We start from the raw sequence: 17,822 nt of genomic DNA, 5'->3' as shown, positions 1-17,822 counted from the left end.
CCGACCCATGACCCAAACCACCGCCACCTCCCTGAGCGATTTCCCCATCACCCGGAAATGGCCCGCCCAGCACCCTGACCGCATCCAGCTGTATTCGCTGCCCACGCCCAATGGCGTCAAGGTATCGATCATGCTGGAAGAGTGCGGCCTGCCCTACGAGCCGCACCTCGTCGACTTTGGCAGCAACGACCAGATGTCGCCGGCATTTCTGTCGCTCAACCCGAACAACAAGATCCCGGCCATCCTCGATCCGAACGGTCCTGGCGGTAAACCGCTCGGTCTGTTCGAGTCCGGCGCGATCCTGATCTACCTTGCCGAGAAGACCGGTAAATTCCTGCCAACGGACGCAGCTGCCCGTTACGAAACCATCCAGTGGCTGATGTTCCAGATGGGCGGCATCGGCCCGATGTTTGGCCAGCTCGGCTTTTTCCACAAGTTCGCCGGCAAGGACTATGAAGACAAGCGCCCGCGCGACCGCTACGTTGCCGAATCCAGCCGCCTGCTTGGTGTGCTGAACCAGCGGCTCGAAGGCCGCAGCTGGATCATGGGCGACGACTACACGATTGCCGACATCGCCACCTTCGGCTGGGTGCGCAACCTGATCGGGTTTTATGGCGCCGGTGAGCTGGTGGAGATCCAGAAATTCCCCAACGTGACGCGCGTGCTCGACGCGTTTGTGGCGCGCCCTGCGGTCGTCAAGGGGCTGGGCATACCCGCGCGCGGCTGACGCCCCCACGCGAACACGGCGGACAGGCCGGGATGGTCAAATTGGCTATCATGGCGGGCATGTCCGCCAAGCCAGCTCCTAGCCCGGAACAGATTACAACGGACCGCTTTCGCCTGCTGGTGGATGCGGTGCAGGACTACGGCATCTTCATGCTCGACACCGCGGGCAACGTGATGTCCTGGAATATCGGCGCCCAGCGCATCAAACAGTACCGGGCCGACGAGATCATCGGCCGGAATTTCTCCACCTTTTACCCCCCTGAGGCCGTCGCCGCCGGATGGCCCGCCGAGGAATTGCGCCGTGCGGAAAGAGATGGGCGCTTCGAGGAAGAAGGCTGGCGCATCCGCAAGGACGGCAGCCGTTTTTGGGCCAATGTCGTCATTACCGCGCTCAGGGACGAGAACGGACAACTCGCCGGCTTCGGCAAGGTCACACGCGACCTCACGGAACGCCGGGCTCACGAGGAAGCGCTGCGCGAGAGCGAGGAACGCTTCAGGTTCATGATCGAAGGGGTGCGGGACTACGCGATCTTCATGCTCAGCCCCGACGGCGTGATCGAGAGCTGGAACAGCGGCGCGCAGCTCATCAAGGGCTACAGTCCGAGCGAAGTCATCGGCAAACATTTCAGCCTGTTTTACCGTCCTGAAGACCTTGAGGCCGGCAAACCCCAAGCCGAACTGAAGGCGGCCCTGGAGCATGGCCGGGCTGAAGAAGAAGGCTGGCGCGTTCGGCGGGACGGCTCGGTGTTTTGGGCCAATGTGGTGATCGCCCCGGTGTATGACACGGGCCGGCAACTGCGCGGCTTTGTCAAAGTCACACGCGACATGACCGAAAGGCGGCGCCTGCACGAGTTGGAAAAATCCAGCAAGCGCATGAGCGAGTTCCTGGCCATGCTGGCGCACGAGCTGCGCAACCCGCTGGCCCCCATCCGCAACGCCATCACCATCCTGCAACTGGAACCCTCCCCCAGCCCGCTGGTTCGAAGCAGCCGCGACATGATTGACCGGCAGCTCACGCACATGACACGCCTGGTTGACGACCTGCTCGATGTCGGGCGGCTGACCACCGGCAAGATCCGGTTCAAGACGGAGCRGGTTTCCTACAACCAGGTGGTGGCCCGCTCCATTGAGGCCGTGCGCCCCTTGTTTGATGCGCGGCGCCACCGCCTGAAGGCAGACATCCCGGCCGCGTCGCCGCTGGTGCAGGGAGACGCCACACGGCTTGCCCAGGTCCTGCAGAACCTGCTGGTCAATGCCGCAAAGTACACCCCCGAGGCGGGCCTGATCGGGCTGAAAGTCTGGCAAGAGGGCACGCAGCTCTACACCTCGGTCCGCGACAACGGGCTGGGTCTGTCGTCCCAGGCGCTCAGCCAGATCTTCGAGCTGTTCTCCCAGGGCGACGCGCAGACAGCCGCGCGGGAAAGCGGGCTGGGCATCGGCCTGACGCTGGCACGCTCCCTGGTGGAAATGCACGGCGGCGCACTGCATGCTGAAAGCGAGGGCCCAGGCCGCGGCAGCACATTCACTTTTTTCCTGCCCAATGCGCAGACAGGCGTGCACGGCACCGATGACGCAAGCGGTCCGGGCGCGGCCATCCTGGTGGTGGACGACAACCGCGACGCAGCCAATAGCCTGGCGGAGATTCTCAGGCTGATGGACTGCCAGGTGAAAGTGGCCTATGACGGCCCCGCTGCGCTGGAGATGTTTCGCCAGCAGGCACCCCAGGCCGTTTTGCTGGACCTCGGCATGCCGGGAATGAACGGCTACGAGGTGCTGGCAGCCCTGCGCGCCCTGCACGGCGGCGAGCAGGTGACGGTCGCGGCCCTCACCGGCTTCGGCACGGACGAAGACAAAAGCCGCGCGCTGGCCGCCGGGTTCGACGAGCACCTCACCAAGCCGCTGGACTTTACCGCCCTGCAGGCATTTCTGCAGACCGCCGGCGTGGTGGTTTGAGCGTTTGGGCGGCCAGGAAGGCTGTTTCTGCCCCTTTTCAGGCATCAAAAATGTCTGCAGCCTAATAACATCGTGCGCCAGCAGCTATCAAATAGATAGCAATTTCAGGAATGCCAATGTGTGTAGCTCGCCCGCAAGGCCCGCCGGCAGGCCGCCGCGGCCATGGGTGTATAACCAGAGCCCCCGGTCCCGCGCTTTTTCCTCATCCCGCGCGTGGCCGCTCACCTCACATCAATAAGCATCAAGCCGGGCGCATCGGGCGCCACGACACACCAAGGAAGATCAAACATGGGCGCGCAGTGGAAAGCAAAAGGCAAGGAACTGGCCGCAAATGCCAAGGGCAAGGTATTTGGAAAACTGGCCAAGGAAATCATGGTGGCCGCGCGCAGCGGTGCCGACCCGTCATTGAACGCCCGCCTGCGGCTGGTGGTGGAGCAGGCCCGCAAGGTCTCCATGCCCAAAGACACGCTGGAGCGCGCCATCAAAAAAGGCGCCGGCCTCACGGGCGATGCGGTTCATTTTGAACACGTGATCTACGAAGGTTTTGCCCCCCACCGCGTGCCGGTCATGGTCGAATGCCTGACCGACAACCTGAACCGCACCGCATCCGAAGTTCGTGTGCTGTTTCGCAAGGGGCAGCTGGGCACTTCCGGCTCGGTGTCCTGGGATTTTGACCACGTGGGCATGATTGAAGCCGAACCTGCCGCAGCAGGCGCCGACCCCGAGCTGGCCGCCATTGAAGCGGGCGCCCAGGACTTTGAGCCGGGCGAAGAAGAAGGCACCACCCTGTTCCTGACCGACGCAGTCGACCTGGACCTGGTGAGCCGCGCACTGCCGGCCCAGGGTTTCAGCGTGCTGTCGGCCAAGCTGGGCTACAAGCCGAAAAACCCGGTCGATCCGGCAACCCTCAGCGCCGCCGAACTCGAGGAAGTCGAAGCCTTCCTGGCCGCCATCGATGCCAATGACGATGTGCAGACCATTTATGCGGGCCTGGGCAGCTAGGGCCTGTCTGTTTGCGTTCCCCGGGCGTTTCCCGGGTCAGTTGCCCATCAGCGCGCGCACATGCGCCGCCGTGCCGCTGGCCAGGCCTTCCATGCTGTAGCCTCCCTCGAGGACGGAAACCACACGGCCCTCGGCGGTTTCATCGGCCACCTTCATCAACTCCCGGGTGATCCAGTGGTAATCGTCGTCCGTGAACTTCAGGCCGCCCAGCGGATCCAGATGATGGGCATCGAAGCCCGCGGAGATGATCAGCAGCCCGGGCGCAAACTTGCGCAGGGCCGGCAACAACTGGTCGGTCATCGCGGCGCGGAAGGCGGCAGACCCGGTGCCCCGCGGAAACGGCACATTCACGATGTTTCCAGCCACGCCGGTTTCATGGCGCGCGCCGGTGCCGGGGTAAAACTGGGACTGGTGGCAGGAACCGTAGAACAGGTCCGGGTCGTCGTAGAACGAGTTCTGCGTGCCGTTGCCGTGGTGCACGTCGAAGTCCACCACCGCAACACGCTGGATGCCGTGCCGCTCGCGGGCATGCAGCGCTGCAATGGCCGCCTGGTTGAACACGCAAAAACCCATGGCCTGGTCGGCCTCGGCATGGTGGCCGCAGGGGCGGGTAGCGCAAAAAACGTTGCTCGCCTCCCTTGTCACCACATCGTCCACGCCGGCACAGGCCGCACCCACGCAACGCATCACCGCCTCCAGCGAGCCCGGCGACAGGATGGTGTCACCGGCATCGAGCGCGCGGTAACCCTCGGCCGGCGACACAGCCTGCACTTGCTCCACATAGCCGGGTGTGTGCACGTGGAGCACCTGATCGAAGGAGCCCAGCGGCGCATCGCGCCAGAGCGCCTTCGCAAACTCCGGTGTCTTCAGTGCCCGCAGCACGGCTTCGAGACGCTCGGGCGACTCCGGGTGGTGCGGGCCGGGACGATGGTCGAAACAGGCTTCGTGGGTGTAGATCAGGGTGCTCATGGGCGTTTGTCTCCTTTGCAGCGCCGGCGCCGCCATGCAGTCGATGGCTTTCATGGCTGCGGGTTTTTGTACGGTCTCGTGAATGACTTTAACGGATCCTGTCCGCAAGCCGCTCTGCCAGCCGCCTCAGACGGCGAGCAAGAAAAAACCCGTTGCCTGCGTGCGCAGGAACGGGTTTTTGTCTTTTTCACATCAATAATGGCCACCAGCCCCCGCTGGTAAGCGCGAGCAGCTATCAATCCGATAGCAAGCTGCAGGCGCCGCTCAGCCCGGCCTCACCCGGCCGCCGCTTCGAAGCTGAACACCCCCGGATTCTGGATCGGGTCCACATCCACCGGGATGGTGCTCTTGGGCGGGAACTTGCCCTCAAGCAATAACTTCGACAGCGGGTTTTCAATGCGCTGCTGAATCGCACGCTTGAGCGGGCGCGCGCCAAACACCGGGTCGAACCCGACCTTGGCGAGCTCGGCAATCGCCGCTTCCGACACCTCCATGTTGAGGTCCATCTTCTGCAGACGCGCTATCAGCGTACGCAGCTGGATGCGGGCGATGGACTCGATGTTTTTCGCGTCGAGCGAATGGAACACCACGGTCTCGTCGATACGGTTCAGGAACTCGGGCCGGAAGTAGTTCTTCAGCTCGCCCTCCACCGCTTCCTTCACATCCTCATAGGGCTGCCCCACCATGGACTGGATGATGGGCGAGCCGATATTGCTGGTCATGACGATCACGGTATTCTTGAAGTCCACGGTGCGGCCCTGGCCGTCGGTCAGGCGGCCATCGTCCAGCACCTGCAGCAGCACATTGAAGACATCGGGGTGGGCTTTTTCCACCTCATCGAGCAGCAGCACGCTGTAGGGCTTGCGGCGCACGGCTTCGGTCAGGTAGCCGCCCTCCTCGTAGCCCACGTAGCCGGGAGGCGCGCCGATCAGGCGGGCCACGGAATGCTTTTCCATGAACTCGCTCATGTCGATGCGGATCAGGTGGTCTTCGCTGTCGAACAGGAAACCCGCCAGCGCCTTGCACAGCTCGGTCTTGCCGACGCCGGTGGGGCCCAGGAACAGGAAAGATCCCGTAGGCCGGTTCGGGTCGGAAAGACCCGAACGCGAGCGGCGGATGGCATTGGCCACGGCGCCGATGGCTTCGTCCTGGCCGACCACACGCTCGTGCAGCTTGCCTTCCATGAGCAGCAACTTGTCGCGCTCGCCCTGCATCAGCTTGCTGACGGGGATGCCGGTGGCGCGCGCCACGACCTCGGCGATCTCTTCAGCGCCGACCTGGGTGCGCAGCAAGGTGGGCGCACTGGACTTTCCCTTGCTGGCTTCGCTAGCCTGCGCTTCTTTGAGGCGCTTTTCCAGCTCGGGCAGCTTGCCGTATTGCAGCTCGGCGACTTTGTTGAAGTCGCCCTTGCGGGTGAATTCCTCGATCTGGAAGCGAATGCGGCCGACTTCTTCCATCACGTCCTTGGAGCCGAGCGCCTGGGCTTTTTCGGCCTGCCAGATTTCATCGAGGTCGGATATCTCCTTTTGCAGCTTGGCGATCTCCTCTTCAATCAGGTCGAAGCGCTTTTTCGAAGACTCGTCTTTTTCGCGGCGCACGGCTTCGCGCTCGATCTGTAGCTGGATCAGGCGGCGGTCGAGCTTGTCCATGACCTCGGGCTTGGAGTCCATCTCTATCTTGATCTTGGCCGCGGCTTCATCGATCAGGTCGATGGCCTTGTCGGGCAGGAAACGGTCGGTGATGTAGCGATGGCTCAGCTCGGCCGCGGCCACGATGGCCGGGTCGGTGATCTGCACGCCGTGGTGCTCTTCGTATTTCTCTTGCAGGCCACGCAGGATGGCAATCGTCGCCTCCACGCTCGGCTCGCCCACCAGAATCTTCTGGAAGCGGCGCTCCAGTGCGGCGTCTTTTTCGATGTACTTGCGGTATTCGTCGAGCGTAGTGGCGCCGACGCAATGTAACTCGCCGCGTGCCAGCGCAGGTTTGAGCATATTGCCCGCGTCCATGGCGCCTTCTGCCTTGCCGGCGCCCACCATGGTGTGCAACTCGTCAATGAAGACGATGGTCTGGCCTTCGTCCTTGGCGAGTTCGTTGAGCACGGTTTTCAGGCGCTCTTCAAACTCACCGCGGAACTTGGCGCCGGCCAGCAGTGCGGCCATGTCCAGGCTCAGCACACGCTTGCCCTTGAGCGAATCCGGCACCTCACCGGCCACGATGCGCTGGGCCAGGCCTTCTACGATGGCGGTCTTGCCGACGCCGGGCTCGCCGATCAGCACCGGGTTGTTTTTGGTTCGGCGCTGCAGCACCTGGATCGCGCGGCGGATTTCATCGTCGCGGCCGATCACCGGGTCGAGCTTGCCCAGGCGGGCGCGCTCGGTCAGGTCCATGCAGTATTTCTTGAGGGCTTCGCGCTGGCCTTCGGCGTCGGCGCTGTTCACGCCCTGCCCGCCGCGCACGGCGTCGATCGCCGCTTCCAGCGCCTTGCGGGTCAGGCCGTTTTCTTTGGCCAGCCGGCCCACGTCGCTCTTGCTGTCGGCCACAGCCAGCAAAAAGAGTTCACCTGCAATGAACTGGTCGTTGCGCTTGATGGCTTCTTTTTCAGTGGCCTGCAGCAGCCTGGCGAGGTCGGGGCTGACCTGGATCTGGTCCTGGCCCTGCACCTGCGGCAGTTTTTTAACGGCCGCATCAGCTGCCTGCGTGAGGCCGCCCACGTTGACGCCGGCTTTTTCAAGGAGGGCACGCGGGCCGTCTTCCTGGCGCAGCATGGCTGCCAACAGGTGAACCGGCTCGATATAGCCGTTGTCGTTGCCCAGCGCGAGGGACTGCGCATCGCTCAGGGCTTCCTGGAATTTGGTGGTTAGTTTGTCTTGTCGCATTGAATTTGACTCCGCAAAGGGGCTCCGGGCTCACGAAGGAGCGGTTATTGCCGAGTTTGGGGCTTTTACGCCCCTTTTCAAGTCATCTAGCAGCAAGCAAGGCAAGCCATTGGGCCGCGTTTGATGTGCGTCAAGCCCGCCCGGTTCAGGCGTTGCCGGACCACCTTGTCCAGCGGCTTCGGGATCCACCAGCCAAAGACGCCTCGCTGCCCTTGGGAAAAGAGCCACTGCCGGTCACAGAGATCAAGGTGTTTTTGCTTGCGTGAAGCGCAACGGCCTGCTACCTGAACTTGAAAACCGCCAAACTACTGCGCCCTGACCTTGATAATTCCTGCCGCAGCCAGCTCCGCAACAGCCGTTCTTGCAAATTTGCCCGCCACGCTTTTGCTGTCACTGCCGATGGGCGTACCTCCCTTGATTTCAACGGACCAAGGCTTTGTGCCTGGCGGTGATTCCTTGAAGTGAACGGAAACAACCAGAACAGCCCCTGGACCCGTTATGGTGTGGTGAGTCCCAGTGACCCGGATACGAATCTGCGCATCATCGCCGCGCGTTGCACCGCCGTCTTTTAGCGCTGTTTCAATCTGGGCAGTCATTTGCCCCCGGATTTCAGTCAGCAGCTCTTCGACCTCTTTCCTGGCAGATACGACATATGCGCCGCTGACAGGCGGAGGGGAATAGCCGTAAGTGGAAACGGTGACGGCCATGGGTATGGCGCCAGGATTGACCCACACAACTTCGGCGCTGCTTACCCGCCTGGTCTGCACATCGGGTGTTTGTCGCGTGATATTGCTTGCACAACCAGCCAAGCCTATGAAGCAGATAAACAGCGATAGAACTCTGTAACAACGAAACATAAATACCTTCCAGAGAAATCAGAAAATTGCGGGGCTAAGCGTTTCGGGCCGAAATTCCCCATTTGGCCAGCGCCGCATCGTCGGTGACGCGGGCATCCACCCAGCGGGCGCCTTCCGGCGTTTCTTCCTTCTTCCAGAACGGCGCCTGGGTTTTCAGGTAGTCCATCAGGAATTCGCAGGCCTTGAAGCTTTCGCCGCGATGGGCTGACACTACGGCCACCATCACCACCTGGTCCAGCGGCTGCAGCAGGCCGACGCGGTGGATGACGCGGGCGCCAAAAATATCAAAACGCGACATCGCCTCATCGATCATGGCTTCGATGGCTTTTTCGGTCATGCCGGGGTAGTGTTCGAGCTCCATGGAAAGTACTTCTCCCGCGCCGGCCGACGAACGCAGCGAAGGGCCGCCCCGAGCAAGTTCAGCCCCCTCGGGGGGCAGCGAGGACACGCCAGTGCCGGGCGTGGGGGCCATATTGCGGTCCCGAACCGTGCCGGTGAAGGTGCAGACGGCGCCGACGCGCTTGTCGTTTGCGCGCAGCGCGGCAACTTCATCGGCGAGGTTGAAGTCGTCGGTGGTGATGAGGACGCGGGGGGAAGACTGGGCCATAGTGGCAATTTTGCCACTGGGCCAACCAGGCCGGTGCTTATTCGACGCCGAAACAGTGCCACAGCCCGGCCCCTCAAGTAATATGGCGGCATGACTGGCCACATTCACCTCCTTGCCACCCGGACGCCCGACAGCGCCCGTGGCTTTGAGGCGTGCGCCAGCAAATCGAAAAAACCGTTGCTCATTTGACCGGGGCTGCGGTTCCGTCGTCGAATGAGCGATGGAACCGCCGGTTACTTTTCCAGAGTCTTTTGCGGACACCTTCTCTTGTTCTGATGACGGCCTTTTTAGCCGGTCAGTTTTTTGGGATGTGTATTCATGCAAACAGCGCTCAATGCCGAGCAGGCGAATCAAGCCACTCAGGCAACTCACGATTTCTCGGGACTCTGGATCCCGCTCGTTACCCCGTTTGACCAGGACAAGGTCGACTACGGGGCCTTGAAGCGCCTGGTAGCGCACTACCAGGCCTGCGGCATCGCGGGGCTGGTGGTATGCGGCTCTACGGGTGAAGCTGCCGCGCTCAGCGATGAAGAGCAACTAGAGGTGCTGCAAACCGTGATGGCAGAAGCCCCCGACCTGCCGGTGATCATGGGCTTGTCGGGCTATCACCTGGGCAAAACAGTGGCGCGCGTTCGTGCTTTGAGCCCACTGAACCTCGCGGGCATCTTGCTGCCGGCGCCCAGCTATATCCGGCCCTCACAAGAGGGACTGATCGAATGGTTTACCACCCTGGCCGATGCCAGCGCGGTGTCGGTGGTGCTTTACGACATCCCCTACCGCACGGGGAGCCAGATGGCACTCGAAACCATCCGGGCGCTGGCGGCCCACCCGCGCATACAAGCCGTCAAGGATTGCGGGGGTGACACGGCAAAAACGCGGGCACTGATCGCCGATGGGCTATTGCAGGTGCTGGCCGGTGAGGATGCAAACATCTTCGCGACTGTGGCAGCAGGCGGCCGGGGCGCTATCGCGGCAGCGGCGCATTTGCATACGTCGCGATTTGCGGAAATTGTTCAGCGCCTTCGAGCGGGTGACGTAGCTGGGGCCGAGGCTTTGTGGAGACCGCTGCCGCCGCTGATTGAAGCCCTGTTTGCAGAACCCAATCCAGGCCCGCTCAAGGCATTGCTGGCGCGACAGAGTTTGCTGAGTGACGAGTTGCGCAGCCCGATGACGCGCGCGTCTGCGGCGCTGGTGGAGCGGCTTGTGAAGCTGGATGCGCTGGTGGTTTGAGCCGCCGAGAGTGAGTGAATCAACCGCCGGTGACGGGGGGAAAGAAGGCGACTTCGCAGCCTTCGCTGAGTACAGCCGACTCATCGCTCATGACCTGGTTGAGCGCCATGCGCACCGACTTGCCGCGCGCAAGCGCTGCAGCGTGCGCGGGCGTGGCCGCCAGCAACTCATCGCGCAGCGCGGCCAGCGTAGCGGCAGAAGTGTCGCGCAACTCGCTGCCCTGCCCTATGGCTTCGCGGATCGAGGCAAAGTATTTGACGGTGATTTTCATAAAGGTCTTACCGGGAATGCCCTCACGACATCAAGGCTGAAAACGGAAGGAACTGCACCACGTCCCCGTGCGCGATGGTCTGGCCTGCCGGGTTGTCGATCACGCCGTCGCCCCAGACCACCGAGGTCAGCACGCCGGAACTCTGGTTGGTGAACAGTTCCAGCCCGCCGGACGCGTTGCGCCTGACGCGCAGGAATTCGCGGCGCTTGTCGGCTTTGGGCCAATTGAAATGGGCCGGCGCCGCAATCGGGCTGACGGCGGTTTGCACAGCCCCTTGCAACTTGAGCAGGAAGGGCCGCACCAGGACCAGGAAGGTCACAAAACTGGACACCGGGTTGCCAGGCAGGCCGATGAAGTGGGAGCCTGCAATCTTGCCGTAGGCGAAGGGCTTGCCCGGCTTCATGGCGATCTGCCAGAGCGCCAGTTCGCCCAGCGCCTGCACGGCGGGCTTGATATGGTCTTCTTCGCCCACCGACACGCCACCGCTGGTGAGGATCAGGTCGTGCTGCTCGCTGGCGCCCTTGAGCGCGGCGATGGTGGCGTCCAGGCGGTCGGGCACGATGCCCAGGTCAGTGACCGTACAGCCCAGGCGCAGCAGCAGCGCACGCAAAAAGAAGCGGTTGGAGTTGTAGATGGCGCCGGGCTTCATGTCGGCGGGTGCAACCTCGCCAGGCATGACAAGTTCGTCGCCCGTGGAAAACAGGGCGACGCGCACCCGGGGCGCCACCTGCAATCTGTCGAAGCCGATGCTGGCGGCAAGACCAAGCGAGGCCGGCGTCAGGCGCTCGCCACGGTGCAGCACCACGGCGCCGGCAGCGACGTCTTCGCCCCGACGGCGAATCCACTGGCCCGCTCTGGGCGCTGTCTGAATGCGCACGCCGGCCTGGCTTTCGCTGCCGGCGTTGACCGTCTCGCAGTCTTCCTGCATGACCACCGCGTCGGCGCCCGGCGGAATGGGGGCGCCGGTGAAAATGCGCGCCGCAGAGGCTGGCGCGAGCATGTGGCCGCTGCTGCCGGCCGGAATGCGCTGGTTGACCTGCAGCACCGCATCGGCCGACCAGTCGGCAACACGCACCGCATAGCCGTCCATGGAACTGTTGTCGTGTGCCGGCACATCGAGGCTGGACACCAGGTCCTGGGCCAGCACCCGGCCGTCGGCATCGAAGGTGGAAACCGTCTCGGCACCGGGCAGCAATGCCGCGCGGCCCAGCAACTCGGCCAGCGCCTGGTCCAGCGGCTTCAAGGGGGCCCGGCCGGGCTGCGGCGCAAGCGCCGGGCCGGCGGGCGCGGAGGAAACAGAACTCATGGTCGGGGTGTCCGGAACAAAAACATGAACGGAACGAAAAAAGCCTGCTTTGGCGAACGTTTAACCGAAACGGTCTTCAAACGAATAGGCGAAGCGTTCCTGATTGTTGACCAGGTACTCCGCCACGGCGTCGGCGTCGTCCAAATCCAGCACCGGGCGCAAGGTTGCTTGGGGCAGCTTGCCGGGTGCATCCGTGGCAACGGCGACGATGAAATCGTCGTCCGGGTAGAGCGGGGGCTTGCCGGCATAGTCGGCCGAAGGCGCACGCCAGACTTCGATCTTGAGCAGGTCGCTGCTCTTGAAGCCCTCTACCAGCACCCAGTCCACGCCGCCATACAGCTCGGCGATCAGCTGGTGAACGGTGAGCTCGGACGGCTTTTCAAATTCACGCATCAGCGCAAGCCGGTTTGGCGAGGCCACGACCACTTCAAAGGCACCGGCCTGGCGATGCCGGAAAGTGTCTTTGCCGGGATGGTCAATGTCGAACTTGTGGTGCGCATGCTTGACCACCGACACGCGCAGGCCTCTGGCCTTCAGTGCCGGGATCAGCTTTTCGACCAGTGTCGTCTTGCCCGAACCGGAATACCCGGCAAATCCGACCACGTTCATGATGTCGCTCTCACAGAAAGAAAGGCCGGAAGACGCCCAGGCCGCTATTAAAAATATAGCTGCTTGCGCAAGTCAGATATGGGCTACAGCCCGATTTAATGCACATTGTCGGCAATGTAGCGTTTGATCACGGCTGCATCGGCCGGCAGCACCTTGACGCGTTTCGGCAAGGCCTCAATGCCTTCGAACTTCGCCGGCCGCGTGGGCAACCGGCCCAGGGCTTCTTCAATGGTCGCCGCGAACTTGATGGGAAGCGCAGTCTCCAGCACGATCATGGGCACACCGGGTTGCAACTGCTCGCGCGCCACCTTCACGCCGTCGGCGGTGTGGGTGTCGATCATGGTGCCGAAGCGTTTGTAGGTGTCGCGGATGGTGGCCAGCCGGTCGGCATGGGTGCTCTTGCCGCTCACAAAACCGTAGCGCTGCGCGGTCGACTTGAAGGCTGCCTCCGCGCTCAGGTCAAAGTAGCCCTGGCTGCCGAGCTGGTCATGGAACAAGGCTTTGGTCTTGGCGCCGTCACGGCCCAGCAGGTCAAACACAAAGCGCTCGAAGTTCGAAGCCTTGGAAATGTCCATGGACGGGCTGGAGGTTTCGTGTGTGTCGGCGCTGCTGCGCACGCGGTAGACACCGGTGCGGAAGAACTCGTAGAGCACGTCGTTTTCGTTGGTGGCCACTACCAGCTTGGCTATAGGCAGGCCCATCATGCGGGCGACATGGCCGGCGCAGACGTTGCCGAAATTGCCGGAAGGAACGGTGAAGTTGACCTTCTCGGCATTCGATTGGGTCGCTTGAAAATACCCCGCGAAGTAATACACCACCTGCGCCATCAGGCGCGCCCAGTTGATTGAGTTGACGGTACCGATCTTGTACTGGCGCTTGAAGGTCAGGTCGTTGGAGACGGCCTTGACGATGTCCTGGCAGTCGTCAAACACACCGTCGATCGCGATGTTGTGGATGTTCTCGTCCTGCAAGCTGAACATCTGCGCCTGCTGGAAGGGGCTCATGCGGCCGTTCGGCGAGGTCATGAAGACGCGCACGCCCTTTTTGCCGCGCATGGCGTATTCGGCTGCGCTGCCAGTGTCGCCGCTGGTGGCGCCCAGGATGTTGAGTTCTTCGCCTCGGCGGGCCAGTTCGTATTCGAACAGGTTGCCCAGCAGCTGCATGGCCATGTCCTTGAAGGCCAACGTGGGGCCGTTGGAGAGGGCTTCGAGGTAGAGGCCGTCTTCAAGCTTTTTCAGCGGGACGATGGCTTTTGTGCCGAACACCTCTTCGGTGTAGGTCTTGTTGCAGATAGCCTCGAGGTCGACGGCGGGAATGTCGTCGACGTAGAGCGAAAGAACCTCGAACGCCAGTTCAGCGTAAGGCAGGCCACGCCACTTCTGCAGCGTGGCGGCATCCACCTGCGGATATTGCTCGGGCAAGTAGAGGCCACCGTCGGGCGCCAGGCCTTCGAGCAGGATTTCACAAAAACGCTTGCGTTCGGCGTGGCCGCGGGTGGAGATGTACAGCATCAGGCCAGCTCCTCCTTGCGGATGCGCGTGATGGGCGCCAGCACCGTAGGCAGCGCCTGCATTTGCGCCAGGGCTTCGTTCATCTTCGCTTCCACGCACTCATGCGTGAGGATGATGAGGTCGGTGTGCGTGGAACCCACGCCGCCCACTTCATCGGCTTCGCGCTGCAGCACGGCGTCAATGCTGATGCCCGTGCCGGCCAGGATGCCGGTGACCTTGGCCAGTACACCGGCCTGGTCTGCGACTTTGAGGCGCAGGTAGTAGCTGGTGACGACTTCGGACATGAGCACCACAGGCAGGTCGCTCATCGCATCGGGCTGGAAGGCCAGGTGCGGCACGCGGTGCTCGGGATCTGCGGTGTGCAGACGGGCGATGTCCACAAGGTCGGCGATCACGGCGCTGGCGGTGGGCTCGCTGCCCGCGCCCTTGCCGTAGTACAACGTGGTGCCGACGGCGTCGCCCTGCACCACCACGGCGTTCATCGCGCCTTCAACATTGGCGATCAGGCGCTTGGCCGGCACCAGGCTCGGGTGCACACGCAGCTCGATGCCATTGGCGGCGCGCTTGGTGATGCCCAGCAGCTTGATGCGGTAACCGAGTTGTTCGGCATAGCGAATGTCTTGTGCGGCCAGGCCAGTGATGCCTTCGACGTAAGCCTTGTCGAACTGCACCGGGATGCCGAAGGCGATCGCCGACATCAGCGTGACCTTGTGGCCGGCGTCCACGCCTTCGATGTCGAAGGTGGGGTCGGCTTCGGCGTAACCCAGGCGCTGTGCTTCTTTCAGCACGACGTCGAAGTCCAGGCCCTTGTCGCGCATCTCGGACAGGATGAAGTTGGTGGTGCCGTTGATGATGCCGGCGATCCACTGGATGCTGTTGGCGGTGAGGCCTTCGCGTAAGGCCTTGATGATGGGGATGCCGCCGGCCACGGCCGCTTCAAACGCGACCATCACGCCCTTGCGGTGAGCCGCTGCAAAAATCTCGGTGCCGTGCACAGCCAGCAGCGCCTTGTTGGCGGTGACCACGTGCTTGCCGGCTTCGATGGCTTCAAGCACCAGTTGTTTGGCGATGCCATAGCCGCCTATCAGTTCGATCACGATGTCGACGTCAGGGCTGGCCACGACCTTGCGGGCGTCGTCCACGACCTGCACACCGGGGCCGACTGCGGCCTTCGCGCGCGCCACGTCGAGGTCGGCCACCATGGTGATCTCAATGCCGCGGCCGGCGCGGCGGCGGATTTCTTCCTGGTTGCGCTGTAGTACGTTGTAGGTGCCGCTACCCACGGTGCCAATGCCCAGAAGGCCTACCCGGATCGGGCTCAAATTCGTCGGTTTCATAGTCGCTGAGGTCTTGCTTTACGTTGATTTGGAGTCCTGCCCTCAAAAGAGCGAGGAAGAGGAATGGGGCCGAATGCAGGGTCAAGTTCGGTTGTTGCGGTAGTTCTCGAGGAACTTCGCAATGCGGCCAATGGCTTCGCGCAGGTCTTCCTCATGCGGCAGGAAGACGATGCGAAAGTGGTCCGGCTCGGGCCAGTTAAATCCCGTGCCCTGTACCAGCATGACCTTGGTCTCCTTGAGGAGCTCCAGGAAAAACTGGCGATCGTCCTTGATTGGGTAGACCTTGGGATCGAGACGGGGAAACATGTAGAGCGCAGCGCTGGGCTTGACGCAGCTCACGCCCGGAATGGCGGTGATCAGCTCATAGGCCAGGTCGCGCTGGCGGCGCAAGCGCCCGCCTTCGCAAGTCAGGTCGTTGATGCTTTGGTAGCCGCCCAACGCCGTCTGGATGGCCCACTGGCCGGGCACGTTGGAGCACAGCTTCATGTTGGCCAGCATGTTCAGGCCTTCGATGTAGTCCTGCGCCTGCTTCTTGGGGCCGGACACCACCATCCAGCCGGCGCGGTAGCCACATGAGCGGTAGCTCTTGGAAAGCGAATTGAAGGTCACCGTGAGCACGTCAGTCGACAGGCTGGCGATGGCCGTGTGCTTCACACCGTCGTACAGCACCTTGTCATAAACCTCGTCCGCGAGAATGACCAGACCGTGCTCGCGTGCGATGTCGATGATGCCTTTGAGCAGTTCGTCGGAGTACAGCGCGCCCGTCGGGTTGTTGGGGTTGATGACCGCAATGGCCTTGGTCTTTGGCGTGATCCTGGCGCGGATATCGTCCAGATTGGGCATCCAGCCATTGCTTTCATCACACCGGTAATGCACCGGCGTGCCGCCCGAGAGGCTGGTGGAAGCCGTCCACAGCGGGTAGTCTGGCGCCGGCAGCAGCAGCTCGTCGCCGTCGTCGAGCAATGCGTTGGTGGCCATCGAGATCAGTTCGCTCGCGCCGTTACCGAGGTAAATGTCGTCCAGCGTCACGCCCTTGATGCCCTGCTTCTGGGTTTCGTGCATCACGGCCTTGCGCGCCGCGAAAATGCCCTTGCTGTCCGAATAACCGGCCGAGGCAGGCAGGTTGCGGATCATGTCCTGCTGGACTTCTTCGGGCGCATCAAAACCAAACACCGCCAGATTGCCAATATTGAGCTTGATGAGCTTTTGGCCTTCTTCTTCCATCTGCTTGGCGGCATCCATGATCGGACCGCGGATGTCATAAAGGACATTGGCCAGCTTGGCAGATTTGGTGATCGGTTTCATGCGGTTTTATCGGTATGTGGGCAAGGCCTCGGGGCCCACCATGCTGGCAACGGGGAAGAAGCGTCAGCACTGCGGCGGGAAATTCGGGCGGAATCTATAATTTGACCACATAAAAGAGGGTTTTCGCCTCTAAAACCCGTCAAACCGCCCCGTGCATCGGCGCCCTCCGCACCATCGAAACGCCCAAATAATCCCGTATGAAACTTCAGCCAGACCGTCTCGATGTTCAGTCCATCCTTGGCTACGGTCCAGGCTGGGTCGGCCTGGGAAGCAATGGTGTCGCGGAGAAAATCGAACACAGCATCGTGATTGGCTCAAGGGGCGAGAAGTTTGACTGGAACTGCACGCGTTTTGAGCAACTCACGGCAGAGCATTTCGCCCTGCTGGCCGCGACGCAGCCTGAACTCGTGATTTTTGGCAGCGGCTCCCGGTTGCGCTTTCCGCCTCCGGCCTTCCTGCGCACGCTGATGGAGCGCCGCATCGGCATTGAGACCATGGACACATTGGCGGCATGCCGCACCTACAACATCCTCGCGGGAGAAGGCCGGCAGGTAATTGCTGCCCTGCTGATTGAAACAGAAGGAACAGAAGGCTGAAATGCCCTCTCTTTCAGGGTAAAATCTAGGGTTGCACTTGGCACCACATCCAGGACTCACGTCCCGGGCCGGTTGCCAAAAGGCGCGGCTAATTACAACTACTTTCGTCAGGGTCTACTCAGTATGGCAGTCGTCGTCAATAAACCACTCCCCGAATTTGAAGCGATCGCCACAAGCGGCATCAAGGTTTCCAACACATCCCACCTCGGCAAAGTCGTTGTGCTGTATTTCTATCCCAAGGACAACACACCGGGTTGCACCACGGAAGCCATGCAGTTCCGTGATCGCTACAAGGACTTCGTCAAGGCCGGCGCAACCGTGTTCGGCGTGTCCCGCGACAATATGAAGTCCCACGACGAGTTCAAGTCCAAGCTTGAACTCCCGTTCGAACTGATTGCGGACACCGAAGAAAAAATGTGCCACATGTTCGGTGTGGTCAAAAACAAGATCATGTACGGCAAGAAGGTCAAGGGCATCGAGCGCAGCACCTTCCTGGTGGGCGCCGACGGTCAGCTGAAAGAAGAGTGGCGCGGCCTGAAGGTGCCCGGCCACGTGGACGACGTGCTCAAGGCCGTCAAGGCGCTCAAAAAGGCTGCCTGAAACAGCCCTGACGCCAGTTAGCAACAAAGAATTGCAAAGGATTGCCCTGTCACGCGAGTTGTGCATA

Annotated in this window: 16 protein-coding genes; 6 read left to right on the top strand and 10 right to left on the bottom strand. The window is 62.1% G+C overall.

Features of this window, described 5'->3' with window-relative positions; genetic code table 11:
- Positions 1-7 precede the first annotated feature (7 nt).
- From AC1DY9_RS03385 to AC1DY9_RS03375, 3 genes are all read left to right on the top strand, one after another.
- A complete protein-coding gene (locus tag AC1DY9_RS03385) occupies positions 8-727 on the top strand; it encodes a glutathione S-transferase N-terminal domain-containing protein (protein ID WP_457280436.1) in 720 nt (239 codons plus the stop codon).
- Between the two features lie 59 nt (positions 728-786).
- Entirely contained in the window at positions 787-2,679 is a 1,893-nt protein-coding gene (locus AC1DY9_RS03380) for a PAS domain-containing hybrid sensor histidine kinase/response regulator (RefSeq protein ID WP_477666035.1), read from the top strand.
- 288 nt (positions 2,680-2,967) lie between these two features.
- The gene (locus AC1DY9_RS03375) at positions 2,968-3,681 is read left to right on the top strand and encodes a YebC/PmpR family DNA-binding transcriptional regulator (protein ID WP_457280435.1); all 714 of its coding nucleotides are present in this window, start codon (positions 2,968-2,970) and stop codon (positions 3,679-3,681) included.
- 36 nt (positions 3,682-3,717) lie between these two features.
- Here the strand turns inward: AC1DY9_RS03375 and AC1DY9_RS03370 are convergent, their stop codons facing one another.
- The 4 genes from AC1DY9_RS03370 to AC1DY9_RS03355 form a co-directional block, all read right to left on the bottom strand.
- Positions 3,718-4,650: a histone deacetylase family protein gene (locus tag AC1DY9_RS03370; RefSeq protein WP_457280434.1), complete on the bottom strand. Its 933-nt coding sequence runs from the start codon at positions 4,648-4,650 to the stop codon at positions 3,718-3,720.
- Between the two features lie 275 nt (positions 4,651-4,925).
- Entirely contained in the window at positions 4,926-7,526 is a 2,601-nt protein-coding gene (clpB, locus tag AC1DY9_RS03365; protein ID WP_477665781.1) for an ATP-dependent chaperone ClpB, read from the bottom strand.
- Positions 7,527-7,831: 305 nt separating this feature from the next.
- Complete coding sequence (locus AC1DY9_RS03360; RefSeq protein ID WP_457280432.1) at positions 7,832-8,233, bottom strand: hypothetical protein; 402 nt, start codon at positions 8,231-8,233, stop codon at positions 7,832-7,834.
- A 184-nt stretch (positions 8,234-8,417) separates the two neighbouring features.
- Complete coding sequence (locus AC1DY9_RS03355) at positions 8,418-8,990, bottom strand: molybdenum cofactor biosynthesis protein MoaE (protein WP_477665780.1); 573 nt, start codon at positions 8,988-8,990, stop codon at positions 8,418-8,420.
- 318 nt (positions 8,991-9,308) lie between these two features.
- On the opposite strand from AC1DY9_RS03355, the gene dapA reads away from it, so the two are divergent.
- Positions 9,309-10,220, top strand: a complete 912-nt coding sequence (gene dapA / locus AC1DY9_RS03350) for a 4-hydroxy-tetrahydrodipicolinate synthase (protein ID WP_477665779.1) — start codon at positions 9,309-9,311, stop codon at positions 10,218-10,220.
- A gap of 19 nt (positions 10,221-10,239) precedes the next feature.
- Here dapA and moaD read toward each other — a convergent pair whose 3' ends face one another.
- The 6 genes from moaD to AC1DY9_RS03320 all read right to left on the bottom strand — a co-directional run bounded on the left by moaD (position 10,240) and on the right by AC1DY9_RS03320 (position 16,559).
- Positions 10,240-10,491, bottom strand: coding sequence for a molybdopterin converting factor subunit 1 (moaD, locus tag AC1DY9_RS03345; RefSeq protein WP_457280429.1), 252 nt, complete (start codon positions 10,489-10,491; stop codon positions 10,240-10,242).
- 22 nt (positions 10,492-10,513) lie between these two features.
- Positions 10,514-11,797 (bottom strand): molybdopterin molybdotransferase MoeA, encoded by a 1,284-nt coding sequence (locus AC1DY9_RS03340; RefSeq protein ID WP_477665778.1) that lies wholly within the window; start codon positions 11,795-11,797, stop codon positions 10,514-10,516.
- 60 nt (positions 11,798-11,857) lie between these two features.
- Positions 11,858-12,406, bottom strand: a complete 549-nt coding sequence (gene mobB, locus AC1DY9_RS03335) for a molybdopterin-guanine dinucleotide biosynthesis protein B (RefSeq protein WP_457280427.1) — start codon at positions 12,404-12,406, stop codon at positions 11,858-11,860.
- Between the two features lie 95 nt (positions 12,407-12,501).
- On the bottom strand, positions 12,502-13,917 hold the full coding sequence (gene thrC, locus AC1DY9_RS03330; RefSeq protein ID WP_477665777.1) for a threonine synthase: 1,416 nt from the start codon (positions 13,915-13,917) through the stop codon (positions 12,502-12,504).
- A complete protein-coding gene (locus AC1DY9_RS03325) occupies positions 13,917-15,239 on the bottom strand; it encodes a homoserine dehydrogenase (RefSeq protein ID WP_457280973.1) in 1,323 nt (440 codons plus the stop codon). The genes thrC and AC1DY9_RS03325 overlap by 1 nt, the downstream gene beginning before the upstream one ends.
- A 96-nt stretch (positions 15,240-15,335) precedes the next feature.
- Positions 15,336-16,559 (bottom strand): pyridoxal phosphate-dependent aminotransferase, encoded by a 1,224-nt coding sequence (locus tag AC1DY9_RS03320; protein WP_477665776.1) that lies wholly within the window; start codon positions 16,557-16,559, stop codon positions 15,336-15,338.
- Positions 16,560-16,756: 197 nt separating this feature from the next.
- On the opposite strand from AC1DY9_RS03320, the gene AC1DY9_RS03315 reads away from it, so the two are divergent.
- Both AC1DY9_RS03315 and AC1DY9_RS03310 read left to right on the top strand, forming a co-directional pair.
- Entirely contained in the window at positions 16,757-17,155 is a 399-nt protein-coding gene (locus AC1DY9_RS03315; RefSeq protein WP_477665775.1) for an Mth938-like domain-containing protein, read from the top strand.
- A gap of 123 nt (positions 17,156-17,278) precedes the next feature.
- Positions 17,279-17,755 carry a peroxiredoxin gene (locus tag AC1DY9_RS03310; RefSeq protein ID WP_457280423.1) on the top strand — a complete coding sequence of 159 codons (477 nt, stop codon included), beginning with the start codon at positions 17,279-17,281 and terminating at the stop codon, positions 17,753-17,755.
- The last annotated feature ends 67 nt before the right edge of the window (positions 17,756-17,822 follow it).

The organism is Polaromonas sp. P1_F6, assembly GCF_056405695.1.
The sequence above is the reverse complement of the archived record's forward strand: the minus strand, read 5'-3'. Positions and strand labels throughout refer to the sequence as shown.

Bases quoted from the DNA above. Each gene is read 5' to 3' on its own strand.
- AC1DY9_RS03385 (WP_457280436.1), top strand. From the start codon at position 8: ATGACCCAAACCACCGCCACCTCCCTGAGCGATTTCCCCATCACCCGG.
- AC1DY9_RS03375 (WP_457280435.1), top strand. From the start codon at position 2,968: ATGGGCGCGCAGTGGAAAGCAAAAGGCAAGGAACTGGCCGCAAATGCC.
- AC1DY9_RS03370 (WP_457280434.1), bottom strand. From the start codon at position 4,650: ATGAGCACCCTGATCTACACCCACGAAGCCTGTTTCGACCATCGTCCC.
- clpB (WP_477665781.1), bottom strand. From the start codon at position 7,526: ATGCGACAAGACAAACTAACCACCAAATTCCAGGAAGCCCTGAGCGAT.
- AC1DY9_RS03360 (WP_457280432.1), bottom strand. From the start codon at position 8,233: ATGGCCGTCACCGTTTCCACTTACGGCTATTCCCCTCCGCCTGTCAGC.
- AC1DY9_RS03355 (WP_477665780.1), bottom strand. From the start codon at position 8,990: ATGGCCCAGTCTTCCCCCCGCGTCCTCATCACCACCGACGACTTCAAC.
- dapA (WP_477665779.1), top strand. From the start codon at position 9,309: ATGCAAACAGCGCTCAATGCCGAGCAGGCGAATCAAGCCACTCAGGCA.
- moaD (WP_457280429.1), bottom strand. From the start codon at position 10,491: ATGAAAATCACCGTCAAATACTTTGCCTCGATCCGCGAAGCCATAGGG.
- AC1DY9_RS03340 (WP_477665778.1), bottom strand. From the start codon at position 11,797: ATGAGTTCTGTTTCCTCCGCGCCCGCCGGCCCGGCGCTTGCGCCGCAG.
- mobB (WP_457280427.1), bottom strand. From the start codon at position 12,406: ATGAACGTGGTCGGATTTGCCGGGTATTCCGGTTCGGGCAAGACGACA.
- thrC (WP_477665777.1), bottom strand. From the start codon at position 13,917: ATGCTGTACATCTCCACCCGCGGCCACGCCGAACGCAAGCGTTTTTGT.
- AC1DY9_RS03320 (WP_477665776.1), bottom strand. From the start codon at position 16,559: ATGAAACCGATCACCAAATCTGCCAAGCTGGCCAATGTCCTTTATGAC.
- AC1DY9_RS03315 (WP_477665775.1), top strand. From the start codon at position 16,757: ATGAAACTTCAGCCAGACCGTCTCGATGTTCAGTCCATCCTTGGCTAC.
- AC1DY9_RS03310 (WP_457280423.1), top strand. From the start codon at position 17,279: ATGGCAGTCGTCGTCAATAAACCACTCCCCGAATTTGAAGCGATCGCC.